At 58.3% G+C, this 13,189-nt stretch carries 9 protein-coding genes and 2 pseudogenes; 3 read left to right on the top strand and 8 right to left on the bottom strand.

Annotated elements, in window-relative coordinates; genetic code table 11:
• Positions 1-96 precede the first annotated feature (96 nt).
• The 6 genes and pseudogenes from ACEN2J_RS19465 to acsA all read right to left on the bottom strand — a co-directional run.
• Positions 97-279 (bottom strand): annotated as a pseudogene (locus ACEN2J_RS19465) (IS3 family transposase); the annotation flags it as partial.
• A gap of 4 nt (positions 280-283) precedes the next feature.
• Positions 284-1,387 (bottom strand): annotated as a pseudogene (locus tag ACEN2J_RS19460) (IS30 family transposase); the annotation flags it as partial.
• 206 nt (positions 1,388-1,593) lie between these two features.
• Complete coding sequence (locus ACEN2J_RS19455) at positions 1,594-1,839, bottom strand: acyl carrier protein (RefSeq protein ID WP_442108235.1); 246 nt, start codon at positions 1,837-1,839, stop codon at positions 1,594-1,596.
• The gene (locus ACEN2J_RS19450) at positions 1,836-3,077 is read right to left on the bottom strand and encodes a dihydrolipoamide acetyltransferase family protein (RefSeq protein ID WP_442108233.1); all 1,242 of its coding nucleotides are present in this window, start codon (positions 3,075-3,077) and stop codon (positions 1,836-1,838) included. Before ACEN2J_RS19450 ends, ACEN2J_RS19455 begins: the two co-directional genes overlap by 4 nt.
• A 4-nt stretch (positions 3,078-3,081) precedes the next feature.
• Positions 3,082-5,082 (bottom strand): pyruvate dehydrogenase (acetyl-transferring) E1 component subunit alpha, encoded by a 2,001-nt coding sequence (gene pdhA / locus ACEN2J_RS19445; protein ID WP_442108231.1) that lies wholly within the window; start codon positions 5,080-5,082, stop codon positions 3,082-3,084.
• Entirely contained in the window at positions 5,079-6,821 is a 1,743-nt protein-coding gene (gene acsA, locus ACEN2J_RS19440; protein ID WP_442108229.1) for an acetate--CoA ligase, read from the bottom strand. The genes pdhA and acsA overlap by 4 nt, the downstream gene beginning before the upstream one ends.
• Before the next feature lie 436 nt (positions 6,822-7,257).
• On the opposite strand from acsA, the gene ACEN2J_RS19435 reads away from it, so the two are divergent.
• A complete protein-coding gene (locus ACEN2J_RS19435) occupies positions 7,258-9,945 on the top strand; it encodes a cation-translocating P-type ATPase (RefSeq protein WP_442108227.1) in 2,688 nt (895 codons plus the stop codon).
• 283 nt (positions 9,946-10,228) lie between these two features.
• Entirely contained in the window at positions 10,229-11,068 is an 840-nt protein-coding gene (locus ACEN2J_RS19430; protein WP_442108225.1) for a universal stress protein, read from the top strand.
• 214 nt (positions 11,069-11,282) lie between these two features.
• Here the strand turns inward: ACEN2J_RS19430 and ACEN2J_RS19425 are convergent, their stop codons facing one another.
• Entirely contained in the window at positions 11,283-11,513 is a 231-nt protein-coding gene (locus tag ACEN2J_RS19425) for a hypothetical protein (protein ID WP_442108224.1), read from the bottom strand.
• A 57-nt stretch (positions 11,514-11,570) separates the two neighbouring features.
• Here ACEN2J_RS19425 and ACEN2J_RS19420 point away from each other — a divergent pair, with 57 nt between their 5' ends.
• Positions 11,571-12,521 (top strand): HAD-IC family P-type ATPase, encoded by a 951-nt coding sequence (locus ACEN2J_RS19420; protein ID WP_442108222.1) that lies wholly within the window; start codon positions 11,571-11,573, stop codon positions 12,519-12,521.
• A gap of 29 nt (positions 12,522-12,550) precedes the next feature.
• On the opposite strand, the gene ACEN2J_RS19415 is transcribed toward ACEN2J_RS19420, so the two are convergent.
• Complete coding sequence (locus tag ACEN2J_RS19415) at positions 12,551-12,958, bottom strand: universal stress protein (protein WP_442108220.1); 408 nt, start codon at positions 12,956-12,958, stop codon at positions 12,551-12,553.
• Positions 12,959-13,189 lie beyond the last annotated feature (231 nt).

Raw genomic sequence — 13,189 nt, 5'->3', positions numbered from 1 at the left:
CGCATTCGTTCTTCGTAGCTATACATGAACTATCTCCAAGATAGTCCAAGTTTTCGTCCGCACCCCCGCGGGGTCAGCTCTCAGTGACAATTAACAGGTCTCCAATTCTACCTCCTCCATGGTTTTCCATGAACTGCGCCGCCTGATGACCTCTGTTTTGTAAAGGCCGTTGATGGTCTCAGCCAAAGCGTTGTCGTAGGCGTCGCCGACGCTACCAACGGATGGCTCAATGCCCGCCTTTGCCAATCGCTCGGTGTAGCGAATGGACACGTATTGGGCGGATTCAATCGGTCGTCGCAACACATTCGATTATATCCTTTTTGAGCAGCTGGTCGAGAGCTTCGGCGGGAGTTCTCCAGCCGAGGGTTTTGCGTGGTCTTGTGTTCAAAGCATGGGCGACCGCGCTCAACTCATTCACACTGTGCTGGCTGAGATCCGTGCCCTTTGGAAAGTATTGTCGCAGCAAGCCGTTGGTATTTTCGTTGCTCCCGCGCTGCCACGGGCTTTGTGGGTCGCAGAAGTAGATTTCCAGCCCCGTATCGATTTGGAGTTGCGCATGTTGGGCCATCTCTGCACCCTGATCCCAAGTCAGAGAACGCCGAAGAATCGCAGGAAGTCCCATGATTGTTCCTTCGATAGCATCGCGGACAGCTTCAGCGCCATGTCCAGCCAGCGCTGGTCCGTTCTTGGGCACATCGCCCTTTCCATAGCCCTCCATGCGCGGCAGATGCAAAAGCATGGTGAAGCGTGTTGTGCGCTCGACCAGCGTTCCAATCGCTGAACTTCCGAGTCCGAGAATGAGGTCGCCCTCCCAATGGCCAGGCACAGCCCTATCGCCAACCTCTGCCGGACGGTCGCTGATCATCAGCGCACCTGTGAGGAAGGGTCTGCCACGACCACGGGCGCGTTCGCGGGGTAGCCGCAGTGCGCGACCAGAGCGCAGACAGGCCGAAAGTTCCCGCTTCAAGGCACCCCGTCCTTGAATATAGAGCGCCTGATAGATGGCCTCGTGGCTGATACGCATGGTTGGATCCTCGGGGAAGTCCATCTTCAAACGCTGCGCGATCTGTTCCGGGCTCCAGGCACAGGACCAGCGCCGGCTTTGCCGATGAACGGCTCGCCGCCCTTTCCATACCACGACAGGACCATCGAAGGCGATGCCCGCCGGTGTAGCGATCAGTCCCGAGAGACGGTCCTGCACATAATCGCGTAGAGCTGGATTAGTCGCCAGCTTGCTTGGCTTTGGGCGCTGCGCCGCTCGATCCGCATGCCACTGCGCCGTGATCGCGCGATAATCGAAGTCTCCGCCGCGCGTTGCAGAATTGCGCTTGATCTCCCGCGATACCGTGCTGGGTGACCGCGACAGCTTACGCGCTATTGCGCGGATAAGGTGCCTTAAGAAGCGCGCCAAGGGTGGTGTCCGAGAAATGCGAACCCGTCTCTGCGAGGACAGTGAGGCTTTGCCTTATGCCGCATATAGACCGCGCCACTCGGCAAGAGCGGCGGTTCGGTTGAACTTGAAATTTGGGCGGCTGTGGGTAGACAAGGCAATCGTAAATGTTGACGTCGTGGACTGGATACAGCGCCAAGGCTTCAGCCGATCCTCCCTTTTAGATATGCGACTGCAAGCGCCAGAGTAGCGATCTTCGGATAATCGACCTCAGGAATATCGACCCCGATCCGTTGGTGTAGCGCGGTGACGAGGTTGAGGAAATCCATCGAGTCAAGTTCCAGATTGTCTTGCAGGTGATCATCTTCGCCGACGTGCCCCGGGTCAATGTCCGGGGCGATTTTGGTCAGCTCTTCAAGAAAGGCATTGCGGATTTCGGCATCGGTCATAGGGCCTCCGGGGTCTGTAATGCCGCGTCGAGCGCAGCCAGAAATTTAGCGCCGCGGCGTCCATCGCTTACACGGTGATCGGCGGAAAGCGTAACGGTGACGGTCATGCGCGGGGTGATCGTGTCACCCGTAATCCATGGCCGGGACACCGGCGCACCAAAGCCGACAATCGCGACCTGCGGCGGATAAATCACAGCTGCCATCGCATCGGCGCCGGTGTCGCCCATCGCCGAAATGGTGATCGTGCCATCAGTCATTTCCGACGAGCGAAGACGCCCGCTGCGCGCGCGCGCAACCAAGTCTCGCATCTGCCCCATTAGTGTGTCGAGCGGCAGGGTGTCGGCATCGTGCAAAGCAGGCGCCACGAGTCCGCCCCCGCGCAGTGCAACCGCCACACCGGCGTGAACTGCCTTGGCGGGATGAAAGCCCTCAGCATCGTAATGGCCATTCATCTGCGCGATCTGGGCGGCGGCGAGGGCTGAGGCCTTGACGAACAGTGCGCCCATCAAAAAACGCGTATCGGGTGCGCGCTTTGCGTTGGTCGCAGCGAGCCAGTCACTGGCGGCTTGCAGGTCGATGGTCTGGGTCAGGTAGTAATGTGGGATCTCGCGTTTCGAGCGGGCCATTGCGTTGGCTATGGCCGTGCGCATAGCGGCCATTTTGCGCCCCGCCTTGGCGCTGGCTGTCGGTGGAGCCTGAATGATTGGAGCAGGCTCTGCGGCCTCGACATCCCCCAAGAGAACGGCACCGCCGGGACCCGTGCCGGTCAGGATGGCAAGGTCGATCCCACGCTCTTCGGCAAGCGCCCGCGCGGCGGGAGAAGCGGGTGGCGCTTGGTCAGAGCGCTGCACGGCTGGCGGTGGCTCTGGCACCGTGGAGGTCTGCGCAGAGGCCATGCGCGGCGGCATTTCGGCAGGCTGGGCAGACGCTTGTGTCACAGCTTCCGGCCCAAGGCGCGTCTCAAGGGCCGCCGCGGCCGTGGCCGAGACTGCGGGGTCTTCGCCGGGCGCGCGGATCGTCGCCAAGGGAGCGCCAACGGCAAGCGTGGCCCCAAGCTCTGCGTCGAGCGTTTCAACGGTGCCCTCCTCAAAGCACTCGACTTCAATCGCGCCCTTCTGGGTTTCGACCACCGCGACCACATCGCCTCGCTTGACGGTGTCGCCCGGCTTGATTATCCACTCGATTAGGGTGCCCGCTTCCATATCTGCGCCGAGCGAGGGCATGGCGAAAACGGCCATCGGATCAGCCCCTACCCATTGTCGCACGCGCAGCGGCAATGATGGCAGCAACCTGTGGGATCGCCGCTTGCTCCAGATGTGCGGCATAGGGGATCGGCGCTTCGACCGAGCAGACCCGGCCCACCGGCGCATCAAGCCTCCAGAAGGCGCCTTCAGTGATCCGCGCCGACACTTCGGCCGCAAGTGAGCCGCTGCGCCACCCCTCATCCACCACCACCGCGCGGCGGGTGCGCGCGACCGAGGCGAGGATGGTTTCGCCATCAAGCGGGCGCAATGTGCGCAGGTCTATCACCTCTGCCTCGATGCCCTCCTTGGCCAGTTCGTCGGCCGCCTCCAGTGTTTTGAAAAGCGAGCCGCCATAAGTGATCAACGACACATCCTTGCCTGTCCTTCGGATCGCGGCTTTGTCGATATCAACTGCACCTGCGTTCGCGCCGATCTTACCCGCCATGTTGTAAAGCATGACGTTTTCAAAGATCAGAACTGGATCGGGATCTTCAAGCGCCGTCAGCAGCATGCCGCGGGCATCTTCCAATGTGGCGGGTGCAAGCACCTTAAGCCCCGGAATATGTGCATACCAGCCTTCCAGCGAATGCGAATGCTGTGCGGCCAATTGCTTGCCCGCGCCGGTCGCCATGCGGATCACGACAGGGCAACCGAACTGGCCGTTCGACATATGCCGGATCGTGGCGGCGGTGTTCAGGATCTGATCCAGCGCCAGCATCGAGAAGTTCACGGTCATAAGCTCAACAATTGGCCGCAGGCCCGCCGCCGCCGCACCGATGCCCGCGCCGGTAAAGCCCGATTCCGACAGCGGCGTGTCACGGATACGGTCCTCGCCGAATTCTGCCATTAAGCCCTTGGAAACCGCATAACAGCCGCCATAGGCGCCAACATCCTCGCCCATCAAGAACACGCGGTCATCCTTTGTCATCGCCTCGCGGATCGCCTGCTTGACGGCCTCGCGGTAGCTCGTCTCGATCATTTCGCCCTCAGGTTCAGACGCGACGGGCGCCGCCGCGCGGTCCTCGGCCATGACATGTTTCGTTAGGGTTTCAAGCGGCTCCCACGCGCCGGCTTCGGCAAAATCCACCGCCTCGGCAATCTCGGCGTCGATCTCGGCGGCAATCTCGGCGATGTCCCTCTCGTGGATAAGGCCGTTTTTCAACAACCAGCCCTGAAACCTCACGATCGGGCCCTTTTCGCGCCATTCGGCAATTTCGGCCTTGTCGCGGTACAGCTGCGCGTCGAACATCGAATGCGGGCGAAAACGGTAGGTGCGCGCCTCCAGCAGATACGGGCGCCCGGTTTCTCTGATCTTTGCCACTGCGCGGCGGGTGGCGGCCTCGACGGCAACCACATCCATGCCGTCGACCACTTCGCTTTCGATGCCGTAGGCTGTGGCCTTGGCATGAATGTCGGTCTGTGATTCCGTGCGCACCAGCGCCGACCCCATCGCGTAGCCGTTGTTTTCGCAAACCCAAAGCACCGGTAGATCCCAAAGCTCTGCTAGGTTCATAGTCTCGTGGAACTCGCCCTCGGCCACAGCACCTTCGCCGAAGAAACAGGCGGTGACATTCTTTTCGCCGGTCATCCGATCTGCAAGGCCTAGACCCGCCGCTAGCGGCAGACCGCCACCAACAATCGCGTTGCCACCGTAGAAATTGGTGGCTGCATCAAACAGATGCATCGAGCCGCCGCGCCCGCCCGAACAACCGTTAGCCTTGCCATACATTTCGGCCATAATCGGTCCCATCGCAACACCGCGCGCTAAGGCGTGCCCATGCTCGCGGTAGGTGGCGACAATGCGGTCATGCGGCCCAAGAACCGGGATCACGCCCATCGCCACCGCTTCCTCGCCATCATACAGATGCAAAAATCCGCGAATTTTTTCGCGGGTGTACATCTCGGCGCATTTATCCTCAAAGCGGCGAATGCGGATCATGCCGCGCAGCAGTTCTTGCACATGGGCTCGGGTCAGATGTGGCTTGGTATCAGCTTTCATTTCTCATCCGCCTCCAGGGTCGAGATATCGCCTTCGGGCAGGCCAAGCTCGCGGGCCTTGAGCAGGCGGCGCATGATCTTGCCCGAGCGGGTTTTCGGTAGTTGCTTGTGGAACACAATTTCGCGCGGTGCCACCGCTGGTCCGAGCTTTTTGCGCGCATGGCCGCGGATGTCGCGCTCCAGCTCTTCAGAGGGTGCAAAGCCTGGGTTCAGCGCGACATAAGCCTTGACCACCTCGCCAGCTGTCTCGTCGGGAATGCCGATCACCGCCGCCTCAGCCACTGCGTCATGCTCTATCAGCGCGCTTTCCACCTCGAACGGTCCGATGAGATGGCCGGAGGATTTGATCAGATCGTCGGCGCGGCCAACGAACCAGAAATATCCGTTTTTGTCCCGCATCGCCAGATCGCCCGAAAGGTACCAGCCATCGACAAAGCATTTGTCATAGCGCGCCGCTTCGTTGAGATAGGCGCGCATCATCGACGGCCAGCCGGGGCGCAGCGCCAGTTCGCCAATCTCGCCGGGCTTGCACTCGGTAACCTTGCGGTCGTCGCGGGCGACGATCCCAGCCTCGATCCCCGGCAGCGGCTTGCCCATCGAGCCGGGGTGGATGTCCATTCCCGCGGTATTGGCGATCATGATGCCGCCGGTCTCGGTCTGCCACCAATTGTCGTGGAACGGTTGCCCGAACACCTCATGGCCCCAGACCACGCCTTCGGGATTCAACGGCTCGCCAACGCTGGCCAGAAAGCGCAGTTTGGAGAAATTATAGCCCTTCGCCGCCTCTTTGCCTGCCCGCATCAGCATGCGGATCGCGGTGGGCGCGGTGTACCAGACTTGCACGCCCTCGTCTTGGAGGATCGAATACCAGCGGTCCAAACCGAACTCCGCCTCGTCGACGATCATCGTTACACGGTTTACCAAGGGCGAAATAATGCCATAAGACGTACCTGTGACCCAGCCGGGGTCGGCGGTGCACCAGTAGATATCACTGGGTTTCAGGTCGAGCGCGAAGCGCCCCGTTGTAGCATGGGCGACGACAGCACCATGCACATGAACAGCACCCTTGGGCTTGCCGGTGGTACCAGAGGTGAAGTGAATCAGCGCCATGTCATCTGGGGCAGTTTTCACTGTCTCGAATGTGTCGGCGGCGGCATCCATGGCTGGGCGTAACGCCACACAATCCTCAGGCAGAACGCCATCGCTTAGGATCAGCACAAGCTTCAATGAGCCCAGTTCCTTGCGCCAGGCGGCGACCTTCTTACGATACAGCGCGTCTGTGGTGACAAGCACGTTGCCCTCGCCAATCTCCATCCGCGACTGGATCGGCTCAGGGCCGAAGGCGGCAAATAGCGGGGTGAAGGTCATGCCCGCCTTCAGCGTGCCAAGGGCTGCGGCATAAAGTTCTGGCACCCGGCCCATCAAGGCGAAGACCCGCGCGCCGGGCTTCAGCCCATGCTCGGACAGCACGTTCGCGAAACGGGCCGCATCCGCAGCAAGCGCTGCATATGTAATGTCGCGCCGCTCACTGTCTTTCCCTAACCAGCGGATCGCTACCTGATCGCCATAGCCAGCCGTGACATGCCGATCAACCGCCTCATGCGCGATGTTAAGCCCGCCGCCCGGCAACCCTTCCATCATGTCGCGCGCGTCGTCCCAACTAAACCGAGCGCGGACAGCATCTGTCAGATTTGCCGCGGTGCGAGTTGCATTGTCTTTGGGAATTGTCGGCCAAGTCATGATTTATCTCCCTCATGGCAGGCTATGCCACCTCGATCAGCGTCACCTTGATACAGGTCAAGGAAATCCGGCGGGTGAGTGACGCGAGCACGAAGCGACACCTGCGATCCCAATTCCCGGACGGACCGGCTAGATTGAAATCGCATTCTTCGCTGATGCAGCAAACCGACTGCCCTGACCAATCCGATCACCACGCTACAACGCAGCCAAGGAAAATGTAGTTTCGACACAGAGCATGGCGCATGGATGCTGTTTGCATTCAGTGAGATAAGTTTTGCTGCCAGTCGCGTCCGCACGCGGATCGCGAAATCCTTCAGGCGCTGGGGCATCATTCGGCACTTATTCGTTGATCTGCATCAGACCTTGACCGTCCGAGATCGGGTATCAGACTGTTGGGCGGAGCCGGTTTCCGCACCATGTTCAATGGAGATAAAGTATGCCCGAGGACACAACCGATGCCGCTTTTGGCATGTCCGTTCAGGAACTGGCGGAGAAGCTGAGGTCTAACCCGAAGACGGGGCTTGGCGCGGCTGAGGTGAAAAAGCGGGTGGAGGCGTACGGGCCAAACCGACTGCGCCAACAGAAAAAGAAAAGCGCTCTGGCGATTCTTCTGCAACAGGTCAATAGCATTATCGTATGGCTTCTGACCGCTGCAGCTGCGATATCCTTCGTTCTGGGTGACATCGCCGAGGGCGTTGCCATTGCCTTTGTGTTGATCCTCAATTCGGCCATCGGATTCTTTACCGAACTAAAAGCAGCGCGTTCGATAGAAGCCTTGATGCGCATTGCCGAGGTCCGGACACGGGTGCGGCGAGGCGGTGAGGTTCGCATGATTGATGCGCACAAACTGGTTCCCGGCGATGTTGTGATCCTTGAGGCGGGTGACGTTGTCACCGCTGATCTTCGGTTGAGCGAAGCGTCGAACCTGCAGGCGGACGAATCCGCACTGACGGGGGAATCTGCACCGGTGATGAAAAACATTGAGCCAGTGAACAAGGATTCCGCCCTCGGCGACCGTCTCTGCATGGCGTTCAAGGGCACGGCGATTACTCAAGGTGCAGGTGAAGGAATCGTGACCGCGACGGGCATGAAGACAGAACTTGGCCGCATCGGTGACCTAGTGCAAAGCGCAGAAGGTGAAGTCGCTCCACTGGAGCGTCGCCTTGACAAGCTGGGCCATCGCCTTGTCTGGCTGACGTTAGCGCTTGCGGCGCTGACCATTTTTGCTGGTATTCTGCGAGGACATGACGTGGCAATCATGGTGCAAACTGGGGTTGCGCTTGCGGTAGCCGCCGTGCCCGAAGGGCTTCCGGTCGTCGCCACTCTCAGCCTTGCGCGCGGCATGTGGCGGATGAGTCAGCGCAATGCGTTGATCACGCGGTTGTCCTCGGTCGAGACGCTGGGGGCCACAACGGTGATCCTGACCGACAAGACCGGCACGCTGACCGAAAACCGCATGACGGTTGTCCGCTATTTGCTTGCCACGGGTGATGTGGATGCTGAGGATTGCGCGGCAACCGAAGGGCCGGAGCCGAGTAGCCCGATGGCGTGGGCGCTCCGGATCGGAGCGCTTTGCAACAATGCAGAGCTTGGGGACGGCTCGAATGACAGCAAGAGCGGCGACCCGATGGAAATCGCGCTGTTGGCGGCTGCGAGTAATTTCGGAGCTTCGCGGGAGAGCCTTCTCGACAAGACCCCGGAGGTTGAGGAACATGCCTTCGATCCTGCCAAAAAGATGATGGCTACAGTGCATAAGGCCAATAACGTCCATCTCTTCGCCATCAAGGGTGCACCCGAGGCGGTCATTGACGTTTGTACAGAAGTCATCGGGCAAGACGGCACCCAGGATCTGACCGAAGATGCGCGCCAGGAGTGGATAAATCGTAGTTCCAAGGCAGCGCAGGGCGGGTTGCGCCTGTTGGCCCTCGCGATGAAAGAGAGGGCATCAAAGGATGCTGATCCTTACGAAGGCCTCATACTTGTGGGGCTGGTCTGTCTGCTCGATCCTGTCCGAAAAGACGTGCCAGACGCAATCGAGGCGAGCCGCAATGCTGGCGTGCGCGTGATTATGCTGACAGGCGACCATGCAGACACCGCCGAGACCATTGCGCGTGAGGCAGGCCTTGGGAACGGCGAGATGGTGGTTGTTGAAAGCAGTGAAATTAATGGGTTTGATCCGAAAACAATTAGTGAAGATGAGCGCGCACGTTTACTGGGTGTGGAGGTTTTTGCGCGGGTCTCGCCCGAAATGAAACTCAAGCTTGTGTCCTTGTTTCAGGACGCGGGGCATGTCGTTGCCATGACAGGTGACGGTGTGAATGATGCACCTGCGTTGAAAAAGGCCGACATAGGTATTGCGATGGGCCAGCGCGGTACTCAGGTGGCCCAGGAGGCCGCTGATATGATTCTGCAAGATGACGCCTTCGCGACCATCATTGCAGCCATGCGACAGGGACGGACTATCTTTGACAACATCCGCAAGTTCGTCGTCTACCTCATGTCCTGTAATGTTAGCGAAGTCCTGGTCGTTGGAATGGCCGTGGGCGCGGGCTTGCCCACGCCGCTTCTTCCGCTGCAAATCCTGTTTCTGAACCTTGTTACCGATGTCTTCCCAGCCTTCGCATTGGGCCTTGGGAAAGGCGATGCGAGCGTGATGGCCAAACCGCCGCGCGACCCTTCGGAAGCCATCGTAAACCGCCAGTGCTGGATCCTCATTGGCATTTTCGGCGCGTTCATCACGATGGCCACATTGGGTGCCTTCGCCTGTGCGCTCTTCTGGCTGGGCCTTGAAACTGGCCCGGCGGTTACGGTGGCCTTTCTGACCCTAGCACTGGCGCAGCTTTGGAACGTGTTCAACTTAAGAGATCGCGATTCTGGGCTATTGCGCAACGAGATCACGCAGAATGGATATATCTGGGGGGCCATCGCACTTTGTTTGGGATTGATCGGCCTTGCGATATGGTTTCCTCCCTTGGCCGCCCTTTTGGGGTTGCCGAGCCCGGGGCGTGCCGGTCTCGTTCTCGCGGTCACTGCCAGCCTCGTTCCGCTCTTGCTTGGTCAGGCATGGGTCGGGTTCGCCGCACCATCAGATCGAAGCGACAGCGGGCGAGTGACCAGCGCATGACCAGCCGCAACGCGAAACCAAGTGAAAGAGGAACGCGGTCACATGTTGCAGTGGGGCTTTTCAGCAGCACACAAATGCCCCCTGACCTGGCTTGGATTGGGTGTATTGCGAGGCCGGGGTGGCTTAATGGACGTGACCTGGTGCATCTAACGTTCACGAAGTTTCAGCGGGGGTCTTGATCTGGATCAGTAATCCATATCGGGTGCCTGATAGAATCATATCGGGTGCCTGATAGAATATTGATACCATTTTTGTCCAACTGACCAAGAAAGGCCACGATAAAATGAGCTTAGGAACAATTCTAGTTTGCCTGACAACCCGGCACAATGCTGAAATGTTGATGAAGCTGGCAGTGCCGCTTGCGCGCAAGCATAATGCGCATCTCGTTGGACTTCACACATTGGAGGCCTTGGTTGTATATCCGGGAATCGCGATGCATATTCCGGCCCCCACCTTTGAATCTTTTAACAAAAGTCAGGAAGAAGAAGCCGAGGCGATCAGGGATATTTTTGACACCCACACAAAGAACGAGGACTTCCCTAGTGAATGGCGTCTTTTGAACGCTCAATCAACCTTGGCCACGGACCGGATGGTAGAAAGCGCGCGGACGGTTGACTTGGTAATCATGTCCAATAAAGACGATGAAAACGAACGCTATGACCAGCGCAATGCGCGCATCACCGTCATTCGGGACAGCGGTCGTCCTGTCATCGTCGTGCCACGGGGATATGAGGGACCGACAGTCGGGGAAAATATCCTGTTGGGTTGGAGCAATACTCGCGAAGCGGCGCGGGCGTCACACGATCTTTTGACGGTCGTTGATGAAGGTGCCGCGGTATGCATCCTGCAAGTGGGCGTCGCACAACAGGCGGCGCTTGCATCATCGGATACGATTGATCTTGCCAATATGTATGCACGGCACGGGCTGAAAGTCTCGCTGGAGCAACATGATGGAACGACCAAAAGCGTTGCAGAAATTGTTAACCAAACCGCCTTTGAGAAGGGAACCGATCTGATAGTCGTTGGTGCCTTTGGCCACTCCAAAGCATATGATTTCGTTTTTGGGGCGGCCACATATGACTTGCTTGAAGGGGCACAGTGCCCAGTCATGTTCAGCACCTAGTCTGGATCGGCGTGTCACCTGAGGGCATAAATGTTCCAGCCTGATTGTCCCACCGAATGGAATTGCGCTTACCGCCCAGAAATCCATGTTCTTTGCTGCGCCTACATCAGGCATCTTTGTGCCGCATTGCTGACGTCTGTGCAAAGCGCAGCGAATGACCGGTTCCCGCCCTTCGTGTCATATACTGCTCGTTCCAATAATGCCGTAGAGAGGCCTATTGTCGCTGCTTACCGTAATCGGCAAACGGCAGGCCATCCTTGATCAGGCCCAGAGCGGGGTGCTGCCGCAGTAACCGGATTTCTCTAAGCCGACCCACGCCCGGTTCCGTAGCAAGCTCGCGCAGATCGTTGCCTTGGCTGGGGCAGGCGACATCGCGGCCCTGCGTCTCAAGAAATGATCGGGCGGCTGCTGGGCCATAGTCGTCAAGATGATCATTGGCGACCACGCTTGCACTGCAGCCGCTATTGGTAGGCAAATAGGGCTAAGGAATTCGGATGCCGTGTTGACCGGCTCCGATTTGGATAAGATGAGCGACGGTGATCTGGCTCTGGCGGTGCAAGGCACCAATATATTTGCGCGCACGTCACCCGAACACAAACTGCGTCTGGTTATGGCATTTCAAGCGTATGTCCTGACCGTTGCGATGACCGGCGACGGGGTAAACGATGCCCCCGCTTTGAAACGCGCTGATGTTGGAATTGCCATGGGCATCAAAGGGTCTGCGGCCACAAAAGAGGCGGCAGACCTTGTGCTCGCGGATGATAACTTTGCCTCAATTGCAGCGGCGGTGCGCGAAGGGCGAACCGTCCAAGCGAATCTGCGAAAGGTGATTGCGTTCGAGTTGCCGACAAGCTTTGGCGAAGCGGGTGTCATCTTTGCGGCGTTGCTGTTTGGATTGGCTCTTCCGATTTCTCCGTTGCAGGTCTTGTGGATTAACCTTGTGACGGGGGTCACGCTTGGTCTAGCACTGGCTTTTGAGCCGACGGAACCGGGCGCAATGGACCGGCCGCCGCGCCCACGCGAGGCATCTTTGGTCGGCGGGGAATTGGTTTGGCATATGGTCTTTGTAGCCACACTTTTCATGGCCGCAGTTTTCGGGCTTTTCGCCCATGCTGTTGAACAAGACTACCCGACCCGAGTGGCGCAAACCATGTCGTTGAATTTGCTGGTCGTGCTGGAAATGTTTCACGTCTTTTTTATCCGCAACATCTTTGGCTCATCGCTGTCATGGACTGCCCTGCGCGGAACCAAGGCGATATGGCTCTGTATACTTATCATCATTCCGGCACAACTGGCTGTCACCTATTGGCCCTTGGCGCAGAATATCTTTGGCACGGCCCCCATAGCCATCAACGACGGCGCGCTGATTGTCGCGATAGGGACTGTATTTTATATTATCCTCGAAGTTGAAAAACAAATTCGGCTGGCCCTATTGGGCAAGAGTATGGGATAAACATTGCCGCGTGGCGGACGTGCTGCGCATTACCTGATCACATGTACGCAACATTTCGCATGGCGCACCACCAGCGCTGCGGTACTGCCCAGAAAATAGTCGCCAAAGTTTGGTTGGTGCGAATTAAGGATGATGCAGTCGACATGGTTTGTATCGGCCCATTCAAGAATGGTGCGACCGGAATGACCATCGACCAACACGCCGTGTCCGTTCTCGAAATCCTTTGCCAAGTCATCCAGCTGGGTGCGGATGGCTTCTCTCAGGTCCGTATCATAGCCTTCTGGCATATAGGCGATGGCATAAGGAGGTATTGCTTCTTTGACATGCAAAAGCGTAACACGGGTCTTTTTGCCCGCAAGCAGCTTTGCAATCTCAAGCTCGCGTTTTGGATCGCTTTCGGTTTCAAGAGCGATCGCAATCAAAATATGTTGGTACATGATAGTCTCCTTTTACGATGGGGCCATATTGTATTCGCATGTGCCGTGGTTTTCGGGGGCCGTTTCTTAGCCAAAGGTAAGGCTTATTCCAGCAAGTTCCGTAAGGTTTTTGCCAAGTCCCGCAAGCTGTAGGGTTTACGCAAGATGGTGTGTGGGCTCTTGAAGTTACCCACAAGTCGTGTGGCAAATTGATTCACCCACAAGATTTGGTCTTGCTCCAGAAAACCCTAA

It is taken from the genome of Pseudorhodobacter sp. W20_MBD10_FR17, from assembly GCF_052119765.1.
Lineage (GTDB): Bacteria > Pseudomonadota > Alphaproteobacteria > Rhodobacterales > Rhodobacteraceae > Pseudorhodobacter.
The sequence above is the reverse complement of the archived record's forward strand: the minus strand, read 5'-3'. Positions and strand labels throughout refer to the sequence as shown.

Bases quoted from the DNA above. Each gene is read 5' to 3' on its own strand.
- ACEN2J_RS19455 (WP_442108235.1), bottom strand. From the start codon at position 1,839: ATGACCGATGCCGAAATCCGCAATGCCTTTCTTGAAGAGCTGACCAAA.
- ACEN2J_RS19435 (WP_442108227.1), top strand. From the start codon at position 7,258: ATGCCCGAGGACACAACCGATGCCGCTTTTGGCATGTCCGTTCAGGAA.
- acsA (WP_442108229.1), bottom strand. From the start codon at position 6,821: ATGACTTGGCCGACAATTCCCAAAGACAATGCAACTCGCACCGCGGCA.
- pdhA (WP_442108231.1), bottom strand. From the start codon at position 5,082: ATGAAAGCTGATACCAAGCCACATCTGACCCGAGCCCATGTGCAAGAA.
- ACEN2J_RS19415 (WP_442108220.1), bottom strand. From the start codon at position 12,958: ATGTACCAACATATTTTGATTGCGATCGCTCTTGAAACCGAAAGCGAT.
- ACEN2J_RS19450 (WP_442108233.1), bottom strand. From the start codon at position 3,077: ATGGCCGTTTTCGCCATGCCCTCGCTCGGCGCAGATATGGAAGCGGGC.
- ACEN2J_RS19430 (WP_442108225.1), top strand. From the start codon at position 10,229: ATGAGCTTAGGAACAATTCTAGTTTGCCTGACAACCCGGCACAATGCT.